23 protein-coding genes are annotated in these 20,745 nt (G+C 62.4%); 11 read left to right on the top strand and 12 right to left on the bottom strand.

From position 1 onward, the window contains the following. Nucleotides 1–11: 11 nt before the first annotated feature. On the top strand, nucleotides 12–839 hold the full coding sequence (locus tag EB809_RS12950) for a substrate-binding periplasmic protein (protein ID WP_190294895.1): 828 nt from the start codon (nucleotides 12–14) through the stop codon (nucleotides 837–839). Nucleotides 840–873: 34 nt separating this feature from the next. On the opposite strand, the gene EB809_RS21175 is transcribed toward EB809_RS12950, so the two are convergent. Beyond that, a complete protein-coding gene (locus EB809_RS21175) occupies nucleotides 874–999 on the bottom strand; it encodes a hypothetical protein (protein ID WP_263316991.1) in 126 nt (41 codons plus the stop codon). 97 nt (nucleotides 1,000–1,096) lie between these two features. Between EB809_RS21175 and EB809_RS12955 the strand changes: the two genes are divergently transcribed. Continuing rightward, nucleotides 1,097–3,952: an HD domain-containing phosphohydrolase gene (locus EB809_RS12955; RefSeq protein WP_223807957.1), complete on the top strand. Its 2,856-nt coding sequence runs from the start codon at nucleotides 1,097–1,099 to the stop codon at nucleotides 3,950–3,952. 3 nt (nucleotides 3,953–3,955) lie between these two features. Here EB809_RS12955 and EB809_RS12960 read toward each other — a convergent pair whose 3' ends face one another. After that, nucleotides 3,956–4,135 (bottom strand): hypothetical protein, encoded by a 180-nt coding sequence (locus EB809_RS12960; RefSeq protein ID WP_123635245.1) that lies wholly within the window; start codon nucleotides 4,133–4,135, stop codon nucleotides 3,956–3,958. A 211-nt stretch (nucleotides 4,136–4,346) separates the two neighbouring features. On the opposite strand from EB809_RS12960, the gene EB809_RS12965 reads away from it, so the two are divergent. Together EB809_RS12965 and EB809_RS12970 are read left to right on the top strand one after the other, a co-directional pair. After that, complete coding sequence (locus EB809_RS12965) at nucleotides 4,347–5,240, top strand: substrate-binding periplasmic protein (RefSeq protein WP_123635246.1); 894 nt, start codon at nucleotides 4,347–4,349, stop codon at nucleotides 5,238–5,240. Between the two features lie 9 nt (nucleotides 5,241–5,249). After that, nucleotides 5,250–5,816 (top strand): gamma-glutamylcyclotransferase, encoded by a 567-nt coding sequence (locus EB809_RS12970; protein WP_123635247.1) that lies wholly within the window; start codon nucleotides 5,250–5,252, stop codon nucleotides 5,814–5,816. Between the two features lie 24 nt (nucleotides 5,817–5,840). Here the strand turns inward: EB809_RS12970 and EB809_RS12975 are convergent, their stop codons facing one another. Next, the gene (locus EB809_RS12975; RefSeq protein WP_190294896.1) at nucleotides 5,841–6,296 is read right to left on the bottom strand and encodes a DUF4124 domain-containing protein; all 456 of its coding nucleotides are present in this window, start codon (nucleotides 6,294–6,296) and stop codon (nucleotides 5,841–5,843) included. Nucleotides 6,297–6,467: 171 nt separating this feature from the next. Here EB809_RS12975 and djlA point away from each other — a divergent pair, with 171 nt between their 5' ends. Then, on the top strand, nucleotides 6,468–7,247 hold the full coding sequence (gene djlA, locus EB809_RS12980) for a co-chaperone DjlA (RefSeq protein ID WP_123635249.1): 780 nt from the start codon (nucleotides 6,468–6,470) through the stop codon (nucleotides 7,245–7,247). A 20-nt stretch (nucleotides 7,248–7,267) separates the two neighbouring features. Here djlA and EB809_RS12985 read toward each other — a convergent pair whose 3' ends face one another. From EB809_RS12985 to EB809_RS13000, 4 genes are all read right to left on the bottom strand, one after another. Further along, nucleotides 7,268–7,579: an AzlD family protein gene (locus EB809_RS12985; protein WP_123635250.1), complete on the bottom strand. Its 312-nt coding sequence runs from the start codon at nucleotides 7,577–7,579 to the stop codon at nucleotides 7,268–7,270. Continuing rightward, complete coding sequence (locus EB809_RS12990) at nucleotides 7,569–8,291, bottom strand: AzlC family ABC transporter permease (protein WP_123635251.1); 723 nt, start codon at nucleotides 8,289–8,291, stop codon at nucleotides 7,569–7,571. The genes EB809_RS12985 and EB809_RS12990 overlap by 11 nt, the downstream gene beginning before the upstream one ends. Nucleotides 8,292–8,352: 61 nt before the next feature. Further along, nucleotides 8,353–9,231: a hypothetical protein gene (locus tag EB809_RS12995; RefSeq protein ID WP_123635252.1), complete on the bottom strand. Its 879-nt coding sequence runs from the start codon at nucleotides 9,229–9,231 to the stop codon at nucleotides 8,353–8,355. Further along, nucleotides 9,228–9,833 carry a methyltransferase family protein gene (locus EB809_RS13000; protein WP_223807958.1) on the bottom strand — a complete coding sequence of 202 codons (606 nt, stop codon included), beginning with the start codon at nucleotides 9,831–9,833 and terminating at the stop codon, nucleotides 9,228–9,230. Before EB809_RS13000 ends, EB809_RS12995 begins: the two co-directional genes overlap by 4 nt. A gap of 170 nt (nucleotides 9,834–10,003) precedes the next feature. Between EB809_RS13000 and EB809_RS13005 the strand changes: the two genes are divergently transcribed. Further along, complete coding sequence (locus EB809_RS13005) at nucleotides 10,004–11,437, top strand: amidase (RefSeq protein ID WP_123635254.1); 1,434 nt, start codon at nucleotides 10,004–10,006, stop codon at nucleotides 11,435–11,437. Here EB809_RS13005 and EB809_RS13010 read toward each other — a convergent pair. Beyond that, nucleotides 11,423–13,285, bottom strand: coding sequence for a diguanylate cyclase (locus EB809_RS13010; RefSeq protein ID WP_123635255.1), 1,863 nt, complete (start codon nucleotides 13,283–13,285; stop codon nucleotides 11,423–11,425). The two genes, EB809_RS13005 and EB809_RS13010, sit on opposite strands and share 15 nt — an antisense overlap. Nucleotides 13,286–13,443: 158 nt before the next feature. After that, on the bottom strand, nucleotides 13,444–13,866 hold the full coding sequence (locus EB809_RS13015; protein ID WP_123635256.1) for a secondary thiamine-phosphate synthase enzyme YjbQ: 423 nt from the start codon (nucleotides 13,864–13,866) through the stop codon (nucleotides 13,444–13,446). A 169-nt stretch (nucleotides 13,867–14,035) separates the two neighbouring features. Here EB809_RS13015 and EB809_RS13020 point away from each other — a divergent pair, with 169 nt between their 5' ends. The 5 genes from EB809_RS13020 (at nucleotide 14,036) to EB809_RS13040 (ending at nucleotide 18,806) form a co-directional block, all read left to right on the top strand. Next, nucleotides 14,036–15,886, top strand: a complete 1,851-nt coding sequence (locus EB809_RS13020) for a putative bifunctional diguanylate cyclase/phosphodiesterase (protein WP_123635257.1) — start codon at nucleotides 14,036–14,038, stop codon at nucleotides 15,884–15,886. 84 nt (nucleotides 15,887–15,970) lie between these two features. Further along, the gene (locus EB809_RS13025) at nucleotides 15,971–16,567 is read left to right on the top strand and encodes a GNAT family N-acetyltransferase (RefSeq protein WP_123635258.1); all 597 of its coding nucleotides are present in this window, start codon (nucleotides 15,971–15,973) and stop codon (nucleotides 16,565–16,567) included. Between the two features lie 48 nt (nucleotides 16,568–16,615). Then, nucleotides 16,616–17,374, top strand: a complete 759-nt coding sequence (locus tag EB809_RS13030; RefSeq protein WP_123635259.1) for an amino acid ABC transporter substrate-binding protein — start codon at nucleotides 16,616–16,618, stop codon at nucleotides 17,372–17,374. Between the two features lie 14 nt (nucleotides 17,375–17,388). Beyond that, nucleotides 17,389–18,063: an amino acid ABC transporter permease gene (locus tag EB809_RS13035; RefSeq protein WP_123635260.1), complete on the top strand. Its 675-nt coding sequence runs from the start codon at nucleotides 17,389–17,391 to the stop codon at nucleotides 18,061–18,063. Continuing rightward, nucleotides 18,060–18,806, top strand: a complete 747-nt coding sequence (locus EB809_RS13040) for an amino acid ABC transporter ATP-binding protein (protein ID WP_123635261.1) — start codon at nucleotides 18,060–18,062, stop codon at nucleotides 18,804–18,806. The genes EB809_RS13035 and EB809_RS13040 overlap by 4 nt, the downstream gene beginning before the upstream one ends. Here the strand turns inward: EB809_RS13040 and EB809_RS13045 are convergent. The 3 genes from EB809_RS13045 to EB809_RS13055 form a co-directional block, all read right to left on the bottom strand. Continuing rightward, a complete protein-coding gene (locus EB809_RS13045; protein WP_148079183.1) occupies nucleotides 18,794–19,216 on the bottom strand; it encodes a hypothetical protein in 423 nt (140 codons plus the stop codon). The two genes, EB809_RS13040 and EB809_RS13045, sit on opposite strands and share 13 nt — an antisense overlap. Before the next feature lie 99 nt (nucleotides 19,217–19,315). Continuing rightward, nucleotides 19,316–20,140 carry an acyl-CoA thioesterase gene (locus EB809_RS13050; RefSeq protein ID WP_123635263.1) on the bottom strand — a complete coding sequence of 275 codons (825 nt, stop codon included), beginning with the start codon at nucleotides 20,138–20,140 and terminating at the stop codon, nucleotides 19,316–19,318. Beyond that, nucleotides 20,137–20,745 (bottom strand): 2-hydroxychromene-2-carboxylate isomerase, encoded by a 609-nt coding sequence (locus EB809_RS13055; RefSeq protein ID WP_123635264.1) that lies wholly within the window; start codon nucleotides 20,743–20,745, stop codon nucleotides 20,137–20,139. Before EB809_RS13055 ends, EB809_RS13050 begins: the two co-directional genes overlap by 4 nt.

The following is a 20,745-nucleotide window of genomic DNA, read 5'->3' on the forward strand; positions in this document are numbered from 1 at the left end:
TATGGGCATTGATGTCGCTGGCCACCTGCGGTGCTGCCAGCCCATCGACCATAAAGCTGACCAGCGGCACGTGGGCGCCTTATCTTGAAGAGACGCCGTCACGAGGCATTATCGGGCAAATCATCGATGAAGCGTTCGCCGAGGAAAACGTGACCGTTCGCTGGGGATTCTTCCCCTGGGCGCGTTCCTACAGGCTGGCCCAAAAAGGGCTCTGGGATGGATCTGCCGCCTGGGCATGCACGCCCGAACGGGCCCCCTACTTTTACTTCAGCGATCCCATCATCCCGGTCAGGCTGGCCTTCTTTCACCGCCGTGACAAGCCGATCGACTGGACGACCCTCGACGATCTGCGAGGTCTGCGCATCGGCCTGTCCCGGGACTATTATTACGGCACCACCATCAACCAGGCGATCGCCGACGGTATCCTGGAAGCGGACGTGGCCCGGTCCGACGTCATCAACTTTCGTAAACTGCTGGCCGGTCGCATCGACCTGTTCCCCATTGATGTGGCCGTCGGTCGCCGGCTGCTGGTTGAGACGTTCAGCAATGAGGACATCGAGCAACTGGCAGTGCATCCCCACGTTGTTTACGCCACCCAGCTTCGTCTGTTGCTGTCACGCCAGATCCCGGGCAACGAGGCACGGATGAAGCAATTCAACCTGGGGCTGCAACGTCTGAACGCCCGGGGCCGGGTGGACGCCATAATGGCCGAGGCCGCCAAGGACCTGCCCTACCCGGTCACGCTTTACGGCGACGGCCCGGACCCAGCCGAATGCGACTTTGCCAGGGCGTCGACACCCGCACCGGTCAACCCAACCGAAACGGGCGACATCCAGTAACCCGAACGAAGCAATCCTGGCACGCGCTGTCCTATCACGGCGACGGACAGATCGGCGTATCCAGACGTTTGATCCACGCCGAAACCAGCGCCAGGCCTTCCTCATGCACCACGGTCCGCCCCAGCTCGGGCATCAAATCGCCGGGCTGCGTCGAGGCCATTCGGTAGTGCAGTATCGAGTTCTCAATATCCCCCCCAACCGGCTACCCTTAAGCAGAGAGCCCCACTTCCATAGCTGGTTTCAGAAGGATCTGACAGATGACACGCACCCCCAGGCGTTTTCCCCTGGCGCTGCTGATCTCACTCGTGGTGACACTGGGCATGCTGGTGTTGACCGCGACGCTGATCTTCCAGGCGCACCGGGGAATGGAGTCCGCCAAGCTCGCGGCGACGTCGGATTCGGCCGAAGAGCTGGTCCATGCGGTCAACGACCGGATTCACGCCATCACCACGCCGCCGATGACAGCCCTGCTGGTGTTGCGGGACAGCTCCCTGACCGCGGAGCGCACGTTGGAGGAGCGTCTGGGGCGACTGTCGGTGCTGGCCGATGTGCTGCGGGTCAATGCCATCGTGGGCGCCGTCTACGTCGGTTACCGGGACGGCGATTTCTTCCTGCTGCGGCGGGTGCCGGACGATCATGGCAGCTTGCCAGTGGACCTGCCGAAAACCACCCGTTACATCCTGCAGACGGTGTCCGTGGACGCCGGCGGTCAGCGTCAGGCGGATCTTCGTTACTACAACGAGCACCTGCGTCTGCTGGACCAGCGCCCTAACCCGGACCAGGACTACGATCCCCGCACCCGAGGCTGGTATCAGCGGGCCCTGGCTTCGGACGGTATGACCCTGACCCGGCCTTACGTGTTCTACACCACCCACGCCATCGGCATGACCCTGGCACAGGCGGCGTCCAACGGCGATGCGGTGGTCGGCATCGATGTCACCGTCTCAGCGCTCAGCCACCAGCTTGAAGACCTCAAGCTCACGCCGCACACCGAAATTGCCATCGTGGACCAGAAGGGACAGGTTGTGGCCTATCCCGATCAGGATCGCATGGTTGTCGGCAGTGCCGACGCACCGGACCTGGCAAGGCTCAGCGATCTGTCGGTGCCCGCCCTGGATCAGGTTGAAGCGCTGCCGGTCAGCACGCAGGCCCGCCAGTTCACCAGCCAGGGCAGCGAGTGGTTCGGAATTTCAGCGGATTTGCGGTCGATCCACACCGCCGGGCTGCGCATGCTGATCGCCATCCCGGCCGACGAGTTGATGGCCGATGTCTGGCAGCTGGTGCGGGATCAGCTGTTCATCGCCCTCATCATCGTTCTGGCATTACTGGTGCTGGGCGCCCTGCTGGGCCGCCAGCTGGGTCGTCCGTTGAAACGCCTGGCCGGCGAGGTGGAAGCATTGTCGCGGTTTCATTTCGATACGCCGATCAGCAGCGGCTCCCGCATTCGCGAAGCCCACAAACTGGGGTCGGCCCTGACCGACATGTCCGGCACCATCCGCAGCTTCCAGTCCATTTCGCTGACGCTGAACCGGGCGCGCGACCTGTCCAGTCTGCTCAATGGCATCCTGAACGAGCTGATCAGCATCCTGAACGAGAAGCACGGCCGCATCTTCCTGTACCGGGAGCCGACCCATGAACTGGAGATAGCGGCCGCCGTAGGCCCGAGCGAACGCCAGCGCATCGACAACATCCAGCCCGAACAGACCGACCACGACATCATCCGCACCCTGCGCCACACGGTCACCGACCACGCCGTCTATGCGGTGCTTCGGAACCGGGAGCAAGCGCTGGTGGGCGTGCTGATGATTGATCTTGACGACGTGCACTTTGAAGCCATGGACGAGCACCTGATCCGCTTCGTCCATGAAATCGCCGGCTCCGCCGCAGTGGCCATTGAGACCCGCCAGTTGATCGAAAGCCAGCAAAGCCTGATCGAAGGCGTCATCCGCCTGATCGCCGACGCGATCGACGCCAAATCCCCTTACACCAGCGGCCACTGTGAGCGGGTGCCACAGCTGGCCAAGATGCTGGTGGACCAGGCCGAGCGATCACAGGAACCGCCCTTCGCCGACTTCAGCATGAGCGAACGGGAGCGATACGAATTCCACATCGGCGCCTGGCTCCACGACTGCGGCAAGATCACCAGCCCCGAGTACGTGGTGGACAAGGCCACCAAGCTGGAAACCATCTACAACCGCATCCACGAAATCCGCACCCGCTTTGAAGTGCTGCATCGGGACGCGGAGATCCGCTATCTCGATGCGCGCATCGCCGGCGCGGACGAAGCGGAAGCACGCCGGCAGCGGGACGCCACACAGGCCACGCTGCAGGAGGAGTTTGCCTTCATCGCCCAGTGCAACCAGGGCGGCGAATTCATGGCCGACGCCGACATTGCCCGGCTCGACGACATCGGCGACCGGCGCTGGAACCGGCATTTCAGTGACCGCCTGGGGCTGTCCCACGATGAGGCGCTGCGCTTCGAAGGACGCCCCGAGCCCGAACTGCCAGTGGAGGAGAAACTGCTGGACGACAAGCCGGAACACCAGTTGCCCTGGGCAGCGGGACGCCGGCCTCCAGTGACTCAGGACGACCCGCGTAATCGCTGGGGCTTCGATATGGTGCTGCCGGACGTGGCCTACGACTATGGCGAGCGCTACAACCTGTCCATCCGACGCGGCACCCTGACACCGGAGGAACGCTTCAAGATCAACGAGCACATCGTGCAGACCATCATCATGCTGGACGCCCTGCCGCTGCCCGACCGTCTGGCCCAGGTGCCCCGGTTTGCCGGCACCCATCACGAAAAAATGGACGGCACCGGCTATCCGCGCCGCCTGACCGGAGAGGCACTCAGCATTCCTGAAAAAGCCATGAGCATTGCCGATATTTTCGAGGCGCTGACGGCGGTCGACCGTCCCTACAAGGAAGGAAAAACCCTGACCCAGTCCCTCGATATCCTGCACCGAATGGCCCTTGAGGGGCATGTGGATCCGGAAGTATTCAACCTGTTCCTGCGCTCGGGCGTGTATCTGGATTACGCCCGGCGCTTCCTCGCCCCGCAGCAGATCGACGAGGTGGATATCGATCGCTACCTGGTCGGGGAACAGGCGTGACGATCAATGCCCTTTCACTTTCTGCTTGCCGCAGCGCTCGCAGCGGTAGACCGTAATCAGCTTGCCCGATTTCACATCGAACTGTTTGCCTTTACACACCACCCATTTATGGATGTCATGCTGGCAAAGGCCTTTGCGGGTCACTTTACCCGCAGGTTTTCGGAACGGAATAACGTCGCCCATGGCTGCTCACTCAGGTTGCCCATTTCTGAGCATACTCCGGCGTATCGAAAGCGGGAAGATGCCAGACTGACCTTTATAGAATAGTTAAATGATGTAACGGTTGTACGCTGAAGGATGCCGCCCCTGCGGAGAGCTGTTATCGTTCTGGCGGACCTGCGCCGCCCGTGGTGGACGACCGCAGACACATTACGGCAAGGAAGCGACATACGTCATGTTTCGCCCGGATTTGCGATCACATGTCAGCCAAAATCTGTGCGGCACGGTAGCCCTTCTGATCCTGCTGTGGAGCACTACCAGCAGCGCCGAAACCGTCCGCCTGACCAACGGCAACTGGCTTCCCTATCTGTCAGAACAACCGCCGCACGGATTCGTCAGCGACATCATCCGCCGCGCCTTTGCGCTGGAAGGCATTGACGTCGAGTGGGGATTCTTCCCCTGGTCCCGATCCTACCGACTCGCCCGGGACGGCCACTGGGACGGCACGGCAGCCTGGTCCTGCTCGCCCGACCGGGCCGCCAGCTTCTATTACAGCGCCCCGATTACCCCCATCCGGTACGTGTTCTTCCATCGGGCCGATCGCACCTTCGACTGGCAGCACGCCGACGATCTGCGCGGCCTGCGGGTGGGGCTCACCCAGGACTACGCCTACGGCGACGTCATCCAGCAGGCCCGGGATCAGGGTTGGATCGAAACTGACACGACCACCTCCGATGCGCTGAATTTCCGCAAGCTGCTGGCCGGTCGCATCGACCTGTTCCCCATCGATGTCCGCGTCGGACTGCAAATGCTGAAAAACGAGTTCACGCCCGAGGAAGCCCGACAGATTACCTATCATCCCCGCATGGTCCATGCCGCTTACCTGCACCTGCTGCTGACGCGTTCCCTCCCCGGCAACCGGGGCCGCATGGCCGCCTTCAATGACGGCCTTCGCCAACTGCGCGCCAACGGCATCGTCAGCCAGCTGCAACCGGTGCAACCGCTGCCCCGGCCCCTGAACCAGAAAACCGCGGAAATCGCCCGCCATTGCCGTTTCAACATCCAGACCGCCGGTCAACCAGCCACCCCTGAACGGCATGATATAGTGGACCCTGAATTCCAGAACTGACGTCACTCCATGTCCGCCAATACCATTGAGATCAATCGCCAGCGACACCGCTTCGACGGTCGCGAATCCGTCTGGCTGTTCGGTTACGGCTCGCTGATTTTCAAAGCCGACTTCCCCTACCTGGAACGCCGCCCTGCTTCGATCGAGGGCTGGGCGCGGCGTTTCTGGCAGGGCTCCCACGACCATCGCGGCACCGTGGAGTCGCCGGGGCGGGTCGTCACCCTGATCGAACAGCCGGGCGTGACCTGCCGGGGCATGGCCTACCGGATCTCACCGGAGGTGTTCGACCACCTGGATGTGCGGGAAAAGAACGGCTACCTGCGTTTCACGACGCCGCTGACGTTCGATAACGGTGAGCAGGTGGAAGGTCTGGTGTACATCGCCACGCCGGAAAACACGGCGTTCCTGGGCCCGGCCCACGAGCGCGATATTGCCCGCCAGATCGCCGGCGCCCACGGCCCCAGCGGCCCCAACGACGAATACCTGCTGCGTCTGGCGGATTCCCTGCGGGAACTGGCGGACGAGGACGCCCACGTGTTCGGCATCGAGCACTATCTGCGGAACCCGGACTACTAAGAGGGGCCCGTCACCGCACGCGAATTACCGGTCGCCGCAGCGTTCTTCGTAGGTTCGCCGGTATTTCTCGCGCATGCGGTCGCCCTCTTCATCGCTCAGGTAGACGGTCTCGCCCTGGTCGTTAAGGCGGTAGAAGCGGTTGATGGACTTCATGTGATTGAGTTCGGCCAGCATCTTGCGGCAGGCCGCATCGCGTTTTTCCCGGGCGGCTTCACGCTTGGCGGCCGCCTGCTCTTCCGCCTGCCGTTCCTGCTGCCGACGCTGGAAGAACTCGTCCAGCTCCTTGAGGCGGGTGGCGTTGTCTTCACCATCGCCATTGAGAGGCTGTGGCGACTGAATCTGTTTTTCGCGGGCCTGGGCGTTGGCGGGCGGCCGGTCGCCAAAATGGACCTGCCCCTGGGCGTCTGTCCACTGGTACACTTCGGCCTGCAACGGCATCGCAGCCAGCGCCAGTGTGGCCAGGGTCATGAGCTTGCGCATGTTCATCATCCTTGAAATTCGCTACACGGTGCCAATATAAAGCCATTCCAGACCGGAAAGCCGACCCTGTGTGACCTCATACGGCATCGCCGTTGGACAACACCTGCATCTGCCTGCAGATAAACGTATCGTAACTCCCGGCATGGCAAAAAACACGATAGGATTCAGTGCATGTTTTTCGCGATCTTCTTCGGGGCCCTGATTGGCTACCAGATTGGCCGCCTGCCGGGCCTGATCATGGGTGCCGCTGTCGGCTACTTCCTCATCAACGCCCTGCGCAGCAAGCTGCGTTCCGGCATTTTCAACATCCAGTCCCAGTTCCTGGAGAGCACGTTCGCCGTTATGGGCGCCATGTGCAAGGCCGACGGCGTGGTCACCGAGGATGAAATCCAGGTGGCGGAAACGTTGTTCAACCGCCTGCACCTCTCCGGTCAGCAGCGCGAAACGGCCAAGGCGGCGTTCCGGCGCGGCAAGGAAGCGGACTTCGACCTGGATGCGGAACTGGAGCAGTTGCTGAGCGTCACCCGCGGCAACCGGGCGCTGTTGCAGATGTTCCTGCAAGTACAAGTCTCCGCCGTGGCGGCCGACGGCGCCATTCACCCGGCCGAACACGAGATGCTGTTGCGCATCGCCCGCAAGCTGGGACTGCCGGAATCGCAAATCGATCAGCTCGAAGCCATGATGCGTGGTGCCTACAGCGGTGCCGGCGGATCAACCGGCGCCGGGCCGACCAGCGGCCAGAAGCTGGCCGATGCCTACAAGGTCCTGGGGGTTTCCGAGGAATCCAGCGACGCCGAAGTCAAACGCGCCTATCGCAAGCTGATGAGCGAAAACCACCCGGACAAGCTGGCCGGACGCGGTCTGCCCGAAAGTATGCGGGAAATGGCCGAAGAGAAGACCCGGGAAATCAGCAACGCCTACGACGTGGTCAAGGCAGCCCGGGCGGCCTGATCCCTCCGCTCACCGTCGATTCAGAAGAAGTAACGGGCCGCTGCCGCCGCCGCAATCCCCGCGGCAATCGACGGCAGCGGCTTGTGCAGCACCAGCATCATTAGGCCAGTCGTTCCCAATGCCACCCGGGCGCCCAGATCGCCGGTGATGGCCATTGGGGTGAGGATGGCGATCAGCACGGAACTGGCCATGGTGTTGATGAAGCTCTCGATGCGGGGATTGATGGTCACGTAGGACATCAAAAACGGCCCGCCCCAGCGGGTTGCCAGGGTGACCAGCGCCATGACGGCAATAATGGCCAGCACGCCCAGCGGCGATGTTTCAATGCTCATCGGTCTTGCGCTCCAGCCAGAAGAATCCCACCACACCGCCGGCCAGCGCCCCCACCACGACATGGGTATGCGGCGGCAACCACCAGTACGCGGCTATGGCTGCCGCCGCGGCCACGATCCAGGCCAGCAGGACCCGCGGGTTCTTGCGCCCGCCCAGGGCCATGGCCAGCAGGAAGCAGCCCAGCACCATGTCCAGACCATACTGCTCCGGATGCGCCAGCAGCCCGCCAAAGTAGACACCCAGCAACGTGCCGATCAACCAGGCCAGCCACAGCACAATGCCGCCACCGAGAATCACCTCCAGGTTGCGTCGGCCGTTCTGGTAATCCTGTGCGGCGATCGCCCAGTTGGCATCGGTGAGTACCAGCAGCAGTCCGTAGCGCTGTGACGTCTTCATATCCCGCAACATCGGGTAGAGGGAGGCGCCCATCAGGATATGCCGGGAGTTGATGGCAAAGGTAATCGCCATCAATGGCAGCAGCGCCACCTGATCGCCCCAGAGCTCCAAAGCCGCAAACTGGGAGGCGCCGGCGAACACCAGCACGCTCATGAACGTGGCTTCCAGCGGCAGGATACCCTTCTGCACAGCTGCCAGACCGAACGCCGTGCCAAAAGCAATGACGAACAGGGATATCGGCAGCAGCCGCAGGAATTCCCCGCGCACCCGGGCCGGATCAAGGCGATAAACCGCTGAAGAGGATGAATTATTCATTAAAGCAAGCTAATGAAACCCGTCTCGAGAACGTATAGGTACTTGCCGAAGGCGCGCCGTATCAGTCGCAGGCGACACCGGCGTTCGAGTGAATGATGCAGCGAATCCAGGACAGCGCCTCGGGATAGTCGGCAGCATTCAACACAAATTCCTGCCCGCGGGCGACGGCCTGCAGCACCACCCGGTGGGTTTCCCGCTGCCAGCGTTCGGGTTTGGCGTGGTACGTCAGGGGCACGTGCCCGTCACGGGGATAGAACCAGCGCGGCAACGCCCAGACGCCCGGCCGGGTGGCCCGGCGGTCCGTCAGCTGCAACGAGGCGCGGTGCCGCTCAAACCACCCTGCTCCGGGCAACGCCGGAGGATGGTCATCCAGCGTCAGGTGATCCGACGCCAGATAGAGGGTGTTGCCCGGATCGTCCTGCCAGCGGAAATGCGGATGGTAGCGCGCCCAGGCCATGTCGTCGGCCTCCAGCGCGTCCACGCACTGGATCGCACCGATCTGCAGCCATCCCCAGATCACGTGCCGGGCCGGTTCCGCGGGATCGAAGCACCAGCCGTTGGCCGTTTCAATCACCGGTCGAAACAGGCCGAAGAAAACAAACAGGTCGCCTTCCGCCACGCCCTGATTCTTGAGATGGCCCTGGGCCGCCCCACTCTGCCCGAAAATCGGCCGCCAGCCGGCCTGGCGTGGCAATGCTTCGGCGTTGAGATCCGGGTCGATATGCGCGCCACTGGTGGCCGACAGGCGTTGCCGGGTCAGCGGGCCGACGGTGTCGCCCAGGGACTGCCCGTGATGGACGATATCGCCGAAAGACACGGTCGAGCGTGCATCCGGAATCGGTAACGACAGCAGCCGCCCGTCAGGCAGGATGGGACTGGGACAACCGCCGGAACTGGAATCGAAACCCTTGCGGCTGAAGATAATGCGCCGCGGGGTCATAGCCAGCGCGGTACCCGGGCCTGGTATTCCCGGTAGGCATCACCATAGAGACGGGCCAGCGCGCCTTCCTCGGCCCTCGCCTGGCGGATGATCACGACCACGCCCACGATCAGGCAAATCAGAGAGAATACGCTGGGCAGCGCAAGGAAAAACCCCAGCTGGCCCAGGATGATGGCCATGAACAGCGGATTGCGCGAGCGCCGGAAAGGACCGCTGGTAATCAGGTGCCCCCGGTGCTGACTGTCGATGCCCGAGCGCCAGTCCTCGTGCATGTACGCCTGCACGTAATCGATCAACGAGAAAGAGGCCAGCAGCAGGATCGCCCCGGCGGCGAGGATAACCGGCTGGTAGAGCGTCGGGAACACACCGAGCCAGGGATCGATATCGACCACGATGCGTGCCACGCAAACGGCCAGGATACTGGCACGAAAGAGGTTGAAGATATGCCGGTGCCACCAGGTGTGACTGCCCCGGGCACCATAATGGATGTGGGAGAACCGCATGCGTTCGAACAGCCCCAGGCTGCGGCTCGTGTAGTGCAGGCCGATCATGAGGAAATAGATTCCCAGGAAGTGTTTCACCAGCAACTCAACCGAACTCATCCCGGACTTTTCTCCCACTGACAACGCATGTTTTGAACTGAAGGAATAAGAGCTTAGCGAGAAACGCGGCCGCCTGAAACCGGAATGACGCCACATGTTTCCTGATAGGACATTCAGTCACGTTCCGGGATCGGCTAGAGTTCAAAAAACACTCGATAACCGGACCAGCCATGACCGCCCAGGAATGCCCCACGCCGATCCATGCCTTTACCGACGACGCCCTCGGTAACCACGATGCCACCGCCCTCGCCCGTCTGATCCGACAGGGCGAGATCAGTGCGCGCGAGGCCGTGAGCGCATCGATCCAACGGGCACGCGCCATGGCAACGCGGCTGCACGGCATCGCAACCCCCGACTATGAGAACGCCCTGCGACAGGCCGCTCATCCCGGTGATGGCGTTTTTGCCGGGGTGCCGACCCTGATCAAGGACAACACCGACGTCAAAGGGTTGCCCACTGGGCACGGCTCCCTGGCCGTGCCGTCCAAACCGGCAATGCACACCAACGCCTTTGCGGCACAGTACCTGGCTCAGGGCCTGATCAGTATCGGCAAGAGCTCCCTGCCGGAATTCGGCTTCAACGCGTCCACCGAACCGGCCCATACCGACCCGACCCGCAACCCCTGGAACCCGGCCTATTCCTGCGGCGCCTCCAGCGGTGGGGCGGCCGCGCTGGTGGCAGCCGGCGTGGTGCCCATTGCCCACGCCAACGACGGCGGTGGTTCGATTCGCATTCCGGCGGCCTGTTGCGGACTGGTGGGACTCAAGCCGACTCGCGGCCGGCTGGTGGATAGCGAGGCGGCGCGATCCCTGCCGATCAACATCATCGGCGAAGGCGTGGTCACCCGCAGTGTGCGGGACACGGCCCACTTCCTGGCCGGCGCGGAGCGCTATTACCTGAATAAACGGCTACCGCCCATCGGCGAGGTGCTGGGCCCGGGCAAGCGGCGGTTGCGGGTTGGTCTGGTGCTGGATTCCATCACCGGCGACGCGACCGACGCCACCACCCGCAACGTGGTCGAGACGACCGCCAGGCGTCTGGCCGAGCAGGGCCATACCGTGATGCCGATCGATATCCCCATCGCCGCTCGCTTCGCCGACGACTTTGCGCACTATTGGTCCTGCCTGGCGTTCCTGATGGCCCGCTTTGGCCATCGCATCCTGGACCGGGATTTCGACCCGCAACGCGTTGACGGCCTGACCCGGGGTCTGGCCGAGCGTTTCCGCCGTAACCTGCACCGCACGCCAGGCGCGCTTTGGCGGCTGCAGCGTAGCCAGAAACAGTATGCGGAGGGGTTGGAAAAGATGGGCGTGGATGTTGTGCTGTCCCCGGCGCTGGCCCACACCACGCCAAAGCTGGGCTACCTGAGCCCGGAGCAGTCTTTCGAGGAACTGTTTGCCCGGCTGCGCCGCTACGTGGCTTTCACACCACTGGCCAACGCCACAGGGGCGCCGGCCATCAGCCTGCCCGGTGGCCAGACGGCCGACAACCTGCCGGTGGCCGTGCATCTGTCGGCCCGGCACGGTGGCGAGCGCGACCTGCTGGAGCTGGCCTTCGAACTGGAAGCAATCGCCCCCTGGCCGTTATTGTCAGACCGGGCTTAGTGCCGTCGCCTCATCGGGCCGATAGACCGATACCCGGTTGCGACCGGCACCCTTGGCTTCGTAGAGGGCTTCGTCGGCGCGGGTGAACAGTTGCTTGGTGGCGTCGGCTTGCTCCGGCACCAGGGTACAGACACCGATGCTGACCGTCAGGCGCAACATCTCGTCCGAGACCCGGAAATCGGTGGACGCGATGTCCCTGCGAATTTTCTCGGCGACCTGCACCGCGCCCTCTTCCGGCGTATCGGGCAGCAGAACCACGAACTCCTCACCGCCATAGCGGGCCGCCAGATCCTGCGGACGCGTGACGAACTGGCGAATACCCTGCGTCACCATCTGCAAACAGTCGTCCCCGACCAGATGGCCGTACTTGTCGTTGAACTGCTTGAAGTGATCGATATCCACCACCAGCAGCGACAGGGGCTGGCCAAAGCGATACGCCTTGACGCAGGCCGACTGGAACGCGCGATCGAAGTGACCACGATTCTTGAGGCCGGTTAAGGCGTCGGTGGCACTGAGCTCCATCAGGCGCACATTGAGGTCTTCCAGATCCCGGGTACGCTCCTGGACCCGCTCCTCCAACAGCGCATTGGCTTCCTGCTGCACCTGCAGGCTCTTCTCCTGGGCCAGACGGGCCTTGCGTTCTTCCCGGTAGAGCTTTTCCTGGGCGGCGAAGGTCCGCTTCTTCTCCTTGTTCAAGCGGTCCGCCAGGGCAATGGACAGCAGGATCACGCCCAGGGCCGATCCCACCTGGGTGGCGTTCTCGGTGAACACGTTCTGCGGCAACACGGTGAACTTGTTCAACGCCAGCACCACGCCACCAAACAGCATGAAGAACCAGGCTACCCCGAAGTATCGGGCGGCAGGGTCTTTCTTCAGCCAGCGAACCACGCCCAGCACCACCATGCCGGTGCAGCCGATCGCCGCCAGGATGATCGTCGGGTGGATCATGTACTGGTAGGGCACCACCAGTGCCGCGAGGGCAAACAGCGCTGACAACGCCGACACGATGATCGTTGCCCAGGCCAGCACCGGATGAATCCGGGGCAGCACCGACAGAAAGCGCATGGCAAAAATGCCGCCGAAGGTAACGGTCAGGTTGAGGAAGAAAATGATGGCCTGGTCGTTCCACCAGGTCGCTTCCGGCCAGAGATACTGGAAGGCCATGCCGTGCAGGCTGGCCAGGAACAGCGGCATCGCGGTGATGTAGCCCACGTAGTAGAGGAAGCTGCGCTCCCCCACGGCCAGGAACACGAACAGGTTGTACAGGATCATCACCACGACGATGCCGTAGTAGATGCCCTCCAGGAGCAGTCGCGGCTGCTCGGAAGCGTAGAAGGCGTCCTGGGTCCAGAAGGTCATGGGCAGCTGCAGCGAACTGGTGGTGCGCACGCGCAGATACAGGGTGGTTTCCCCCTGCGACGGCACCTCCACCGGCACCAGGAAATTCCGGTTGTGAATGGGACGGGCGTAGAACGGCTGCTTGTCCCCTAACGACCAGGATTGGCCCACCACACCATCGGTGATCTGGTAGATCTCGATATCATCGAGCACCGGATAGCCAATCTCGAGCAGGTTATCCACCGGCTGCAACTGCGGGTTTTCAATGGTCAGACGGAACCAGTAGGCACGGTCCTGATAGCCCAGATTGATGTCTTCGCCGGTGTTCCGGGTCCAGTCGGCATCGCTCAGTGTCAGCACCTGCTGCAGGGAGACCTCGTCCTGACCTTCGGCCCAGTAACTCACATTCGAGGCCAGATCTTCCTTCTGGGTAAAGGGCGACAGGATAAGGGGATCCGCGGATGCGGTTCCGGTCACGAGAAGTGCAATCAGTAAAAGCCAACGAACCATAGGCCGCCTGTGTCATTCTTGTTATGCGATCGACGCGTTTTATTACAGACTTAGTATGGAGCAGCTGACAACCTGAAATAGCTTGTTTTTGTAATAAGTTGTTTTATTGGACAACAGAAACGTCAACCAAACGCAAAATGGGCGTCCTGAGGCCGCTTTTACTCCCCCTGCAGGGTCGCCACGATCCGGCGCGCGCCGCCGTGGTCCCGATGCTCGCACAGATAAATGCCCTGCCAGGTACCCAGCACCGGCCGGCCATCGCGAACCGGCAGGGTCAGGGAGGGTCCGATCAGCACGTTTTTGATGTGGGCCGGCATGTCATCGGGCCCTTCCATCGTGTGCTCGTAGTGCGGCGCGTTCTCCGGGACCATCACGTTGAAATGCCGCTCCAGGTCGCCACGTACGTCCGGATCCGCGTTTTCGTTGACCGCCAGCGACGCCGAGGTGTGCTGGATGAACAGGTGCAGCAGGCCAATGCGGCAATCCGGCAGCGCCGGCAGCTGCGCCAACACATCGCGGGTCACGAGATGAAAGCCGCGTGGCTTCGGGTCGAGCGTGATGGTGGTCTGGTGCCAGCCCATAAAACCTCCTGACGTATTGTGAACGGCTACACTTGAGACTTGAGCGCCCCGGTTGGACAGACCGTGAGGGCATTGCCATTATTAGGACAATTGTGAACCCCATAGCCTGGTGTGTCAGCAAAGAGCAGCACAATACCCGGTTTTAGAATCTGGTGCTGGTAACGCATTGATGTCCCAGAATAAAACATTCATTGAATTTCACGAAGCGCTATTGAAGCTCAGCCACAACCCGGACTTCATCGGCGACAACCGCAGCCGGAAGCTGGCTTCACTCAGCGACCTTGCCGGCCAGCTGTTACAGGTCGACCGGGTCAGTATCTGGCAGATGAATGCAACGGGCGACCGCATTGACAGCGAGGCCCTGTACCGGCTGGAAGGCGGTCACGACTACCAGCCGATCGCGTTGGTGGAAAGCGACAACCCCGCCTACTTCCGGGCACTCAGGACCGCCCGTGTCATTGATGCCAGCGAGGCCCACAGTGACCCGCGCACAGCCGCGTTCAACGAAACCTACTTCGAGCCGCTGGGGATTCATTCCCTGTTGGATGCACCGATCTTCGACGGTGGCCGGCTCAGCGGGGTGATTTGCCTGGAATCCCTTCGACGACGAACCTGGACCCTGCCCGAAATCTCATTCGCGACCGCCATCGCCGACACCATCAGCCTGATCAATACCCACGAAGCGTGGATCCGCTCCCAGAAGCAGCTCGCCTACGTGACCCACTTTGACAGCCTGACCGGCCTGCCCAATCTGCAGTCCTTTCGCGAGCGTGTGCTGCACCTGATCCAGAAAATGCGGCAGCGCGCCGGTGAGGGATTCACCCTGATCTGGATTGATCTCGACCGGCTCAAAAGTGTTAACGACGGTATGGGGGCCGCCGGCGGTAACCGGGTTATCGCCGAGATTGCCAATCGGCTGCGCAGCCTCTACCTGAACGGGCGTGACAAGGTCGCCCGGGTCGGTGGCGACGAATTTGCCGTACTCATCCGCACCAACACGGACAGCGACCGCATCGATTACGTCATCCACCAGATCCAGCATTGCATCAGCGACCCACTCGTCATCGATGACCGCACCCTGCGCATGACCGCCAGCCTCGGCGTTTGCCGTTACCCCGAGGACGGCGGCGATACCGAGTCGTTGCTGCGCAGTGCCGAAGCCGCCATGTATCACGCCAAAGAAAACGGTCGGGCGCGGATGCAGGCCTTCAGTTCTGAAATCCATTCCACCGCGCGGTCCCGGTTCGTACTGGAAGGCGAGCTGCGTCAGGCCATCCAGAACAACGCGCTGGACGTGTTCTATCAGCCCATCGTGAACACCGCCGACGCCCACATGGTGAGCATCGAGGCCCTGGTGCGCTGGCACCACCCCGAACAGGGCTGGATGGCGCCCATCGAATTCCTCGACGTGGCCCGCAACGCCGGCTTGATGCAGGATCTGGGGGAGGTCGTGCTGCGACGCGTCTGCCAGGACCGACAACAAGCCGCCAGCCGCGGTCACCCGTTGCCTATTACGGCGATCAACCTGGCGGCCGAACAGGTGATGGACGATCGCCTGCCGCGGCAGGTCCAGGAGATGCTGGAACAGTACGGTGTTGCCGGCAGTGAACTGCAGTTTGAGGTCACCGAGGACGCCATCAAAGGTGACTCCAAGAGCATGCAGGCCACCCTGAATGAGCTGGTCGCGCTGGGCTCCAGGCTGTCCATCGACGACTTCGGAACCGGCTACTCCTCCCTGTCCCGTCTCAAGCATCTGCCCTTCTCACGGCTGAAAATCGACCGGTCTTTCATCCGCGATATCCCCGACGATGCCGACGACATAGCCATCACCCTGTCGATTCTGGGTCTGGCCCGCGGTCTCGGTATGGAAGTCGTGGCGGAAGGGGTGGAGACGGAAGACCAGCGTCAGTGGCTACAGCAGCAGGGTTGTGAACTGCTGCAAGGCTACCTGTTCAGCAAGCCGGTGCCCATTGACCAACTGCGGTCGCTTCACTCAAATCCCCTGCGATCGGCGCTCTAAAGGGTTGAAACCCAGGACACGCGCTATCACATCCATGGCTAGTGCACTGGACACCGATTCAACCGGATGGAACGGGACCGACCAATGGCCGTAACACTCGAGACACTGCAGGGCGCCGACCTGCTGGACCACCTGGACGCGCTGGCCGACCTGCGCATGACCGTCTTCCGCGATTTTCCCTATCTCTACGACGGCAACGCCGACTACGAGCGCCAGTACCTGCGCACCTACGCCCGCTCTGCTGGCTCGATTTGCGTGATTGCCCGTGACGGCGAACGCATCGTCGGCGCTTCCACCGGCATCCCCATGGCCGATGAGGACGATGCCTTCCGCCAGCCGTTTGTTGATGCCGGCTGGAATCCGGACGATATTTTCTACTATGGCGAATCCGTCCTGCTCGGCGATTATCGGGGACAAGGCTTGGGCGTGGCTTTCTTCGATGAGCGCGAGCGGCATGCCCGCGAGGCCGGTTTTCGCCAGGCCGTTTTCTGTGCCGTTGTCCGGCCACAGGACCACCCGGCCAGGCCTGCAGATTACGGACCGTTGGATGCTTTCTGGCAACGGCGTGGGTATTACCCCGTACCCGGGCTTGAAACCCGCTATACGTGGACGGATATCGGAGACCCCGGGCCAACCGAAAAGCCCATGCAATTCTGGTACAAAGCGCTCCAGGGCTCGTAAATCTGACGTTCGCGTCTTTTTCTGCCGACAAGGAATAGGGAGAACACCATGAAAACTGTATTGCTGAGCCTTTTGGCCGCGGTGGCGCTCATCGCCAGCCCCATGACCTTTGCCCAGGACAAGGATCCACTGAGGGTCGGCATGTCCGGCCGCTACTTCCCCTTCACGTTTGTGGAAAACGACAAGTTACAGGGCTTTGAAGTGGACGTCATGAACGCCATCGGCAAGGAACTGGGACGCAAGGTGGAGTACCGCACGGCGGCGTTCTCTGGCCTGTTCGGGCTGCTGGAATCCGGTCGCATCGATACCGTTGCCAACCAGATCACCATCACCGACGAGCGCAAACATAAGTACGTCTTCACCCAGCCGTACGTCTACGACGGCGCGCAGGTGGTGGTCAAGAAAGGCAACGACAGCATCCACAGCGTGGAAGATCTCAAAGGCAAGAGCGTGGCCGTCAACCTGGGTTCCAACTACGAAGCCCTGCTGCGCGACCTGCCCTACTCGGACCAGATCGACATCCGCACCTACGAAAGCAACCTGGGGCAGGACACCGCCCTGGGCCGTGTCGACGCCTTCGTGATGGACCGCGTCAGCGCCAGCCAGATCATCAAGGAAAAGCCGCTGCCTTTGGCCCTGGCCGGCCCGACCTTTTCCAGCATCAGCAACGCCTATCCGTTCCGCGATACCGAGGATGGCCGCGCCCTGCGGGACGAGGTGGACCAGGCCATCACCAAACTGCGGGAAGACGGCACCCTGAAGGCCATCTCCGAATCCTGGTTCGGGACCGACATCACCACACCCTGAACCGGGACGGTTGAATGAATGTTCTAGATTTCGACTACATGCTGGGGCTGATACCGGTACTGCTGAAGTATCTGCCCCTGACCCTGGAGATGGCCGCCGCCGGCATGGTGCTGGCGCTGATCCTTGCCTGCCTGTTGGCGGTCATCCGGGTGTTGAAGGTGCCGGTACTGAACCGGTTCACCATGTTGTTCATCTCGTTCTTTCGCGGCACTCCGCTGCTGGTGCAGCTGTTCCTGTTCTACTACGGCCTGCCCCAACTGGTCAGCTCGCTGACCGCCATCAACGGCATTACAGCGACCATCATGGGCCTGACCATGCACTTCTCGGCGTACATGGCGGAGTCGATCCGCGCGGCGATCGTCGGCGTGGACCGCAGCCAGACCGAAGCAGCCCTGTCGATCGGCATGACCAACGCCCAACTGATGCGGCGCATCATCCTGCCGCAGGCGACCCGCATTGCCGTGCCGACGCTGATGAACTACTTCATCGACATGATCAAGGCGACCTCGCTGGCCTTTACCCTGGGCGTGACGGAACTGATGGGCGCCACCCAGAAAGAGGCGGCCGGCAGCTTCCTCTACTTCGAGGCGTTCATCATCGTCGCCATCATCTACTGGGTGATCGTGGAAATGCTGTCCTGGCTGCAGCGCTATCTGGAACACCGACTGAACAAGGCCTATAGCCGATGATCCAACTGAAAGGACTGCGCAAGGTGTACGGCAGACAAACCGTGCTCGACGGGATTGACCTGGACATCGCCAAAGGCGAGATCGTGGTGGTGATCGGTCCTTCCGGCACCGGCAAGTCGACCCTGCTGCGCTGCATCAACTTCCTGGAAAAGCCGACGGCCGGCGAGATCACCGTGGGCGACCTGACTGTCGACGCCTGCTCCACCTCGCGCAAGGACATCCTGGCCCTGCGCCGCCGCACGGCCTTCGTGTTCCAGAACTACGCCCTGTTCGCCAACAAGAACGCGCTGGACAGCATTGCCGAGCGACTGATCGTGGTGGACAAGTGGCCCAAGGAAAAAGCGCGCGAGAAGGCCCGCGAGATTCTCCAGCGCATCGGCCTGGGCGACAAGGCCGAGGCCTATCCGGCGTCCCTGTCCGGCGGCCAGCAACAGCGGGTCGGCATCGGCCGGGCCATGGCCACCGGCGCCGAGGTTATCCTGTTCGATGAGCCCACCTCGTCTCTGGATCCGGAATGGGTCGAGGAAGTGCTGGGCCTGATGAAGCAACTGGCCAGCGAGCACCAGACGATGGTGGTGGTCACCCACGAGATGAGTTTTGCCAGAGACGTGGCGGACCGGGTGATCTTCGTGGACGGTGGTCGCATCGTGGAACAGGGGCCGCCGTCGGAGCTGTTCTCCAACCCGCAGGATCCGCGAACGCGGGATTTCCTGCGCAAGGTGCTGCCGGATCAGACCGTCTGACAGACGGCGGTGACCTGGCGAAACGCCATCCGCCGGGTGACCTGCACGGTCTGGTTGAAGGTTTGCGGGGTTTCCGGGCGCGCGACGGCGCTACCGTTGCCCCCGGTCGGCGTGGTGATGACCCCGGCGGGATAGGAGACGGATACGGGTACGTTACGGGAAAATTCATTCCGACCGACATCGACCAGCCGCAATGAATCCACGGCCCGGCCGGTCTCCCGGGCGCAGGCCGCCAACGCGCCTTCCTCAAGAATCTGCCAGTCCCGGGTGATGGCGTCGGTGTAGGAGACTCGCCATGCCCCGGACTCGTACTCGAACGTATAGCCCACCGCGCCGTCGAAAGGACGCACCCCGGCGGTCTGGCAACCGGCCATTACCAGTCCCGCCGCCAGGGCAACGGTCATCCTCATCGTCGGCCCAGTTGAGCCGGTTCTCCGCCGGACGCTGCCCATAAGCCGCTTACCTCCGGCCATTTGGATCATCTGCCGCTGCCGCGGTTCCCCGCGAACCTACCCTTTGTAATAGACGATCTGATGAGTCGTGGCCAGCAACTGCCCGTTGGCGCCCCAGAGCTCGGCGCTCTGGTCGAAGTAACTCTTGAAGTAACGCTGGGCGCGGGCTTCGGCCAGGATGGGCTGCTCGCCCTGCTGGGCCAGCGTCTCGCCATCGGCGTGGAAATAGGTGGTCAGGGAGACGGTGCCCGCCGGCATCCGTTCCTGGCGTCGTATAAAGATCCGCGGGAAGAAGCAGTCACTGATCGCCATCAACGAGGCGAAATCCAGCGGTCGGGCCGGCTTGTCCCGAACCCAGAGGCGTGAGGCGCCGTGGGGCTGCTCCGGGGTCTTGCCGGTGGGATCGAAACCGCCGTCGATGATGCGCAGATCGTAATTGGCCACCCAAGGCAGGCTGAGGCCGGCATCGAACGGCTCCACCTGATCGAATGGCGGCACATCGTCCGGCATGCCGACATCGCTGCCTTCCCAGCTGTCCCGGCGAACACCGGTCAAGACCGTAGCGGTCACGGCCGTTTCGCCGCCCTGGGTCAGTTCGATCATCCAGTGCTGGGTGGAGCGGTTGGTGCGACAGGGTCGCGTCACCACGTCGAAATGATCGTCCGCGATGGGGCCGGCGAAATTGACGGTCATGGACACCGGATCCCCCAGGCGATCGGGATGGTTGAGAACGCCGTTCAGCAGGGTCGCGGCAATCACGCCGCCAAACGGCCCGACCATGTTCGCGTACGCCGGCGGGAAACGCCCCTGCCAGCGGTCGTCGCCGGTCCGCTCCAGGGCAATGGATTGATCGAAAACATGGGAATAGGCTTGTTCAGTCATGAATGGTCCTTCTCGGTAATGCTCTGGAGGACCTGCTCGACCTGCCAGAGCCGGTCCTGCCCGAAAAACATCTCGTCCCCGACAAACAGCGTCGGCGCCCCGAAGATGCCCTTGTCGATCGCCTCGTCCGTCATCGCCTTGAGCCGCTGTTTGACGGTCGCCGCTTTGCACTGATCCATCACCGCCTTCGGATCAAAACCCGCGTCCGACCAGACGCTGGCCACGATGTCGGGATCGGTCATGTTCTTCCGGTCGACCCACATCGCTTTGAACACGGCGGTCAGGTAGTCATCGAACCGCGTCGTGTCGAGAAAAGCAACCGCGCCGCGCATCAGGGTCAGGGTGTTGATCGGGAAATGGGGGTTCATGTTGAACGGCACGCCATAGCGGTCGGCAAATCGCCGGAAGTCCATGTGCATATAGCGCCCCTTGGCCGGAATCATCACCGGTGACTGGTTACCGGTGGCCTGGAACACAGCGCCCAGCAGCATGGGGCGCCAGTTGAGGCGAGCCTGGTGGCGGTCTGCCAGGGTTGGCAACTGGGTCCAGGCGAGATAGCTGGCCGGGCTGCCGATATCGAAGTACACGTCGATGACGGGATTCAT

Origin of the sequence: Marinobacter sp. R17, from assembly GCF_003789045.1 — a bacterium.
GTDB classification, from domain to species: domain Bacteria; phylum Pseudomonadota; class Gammaproteobacteria; order Pseudomonadales; family Oleiphilaceae; genus Marinobacter_A; species Marinobacter_A mangrovi.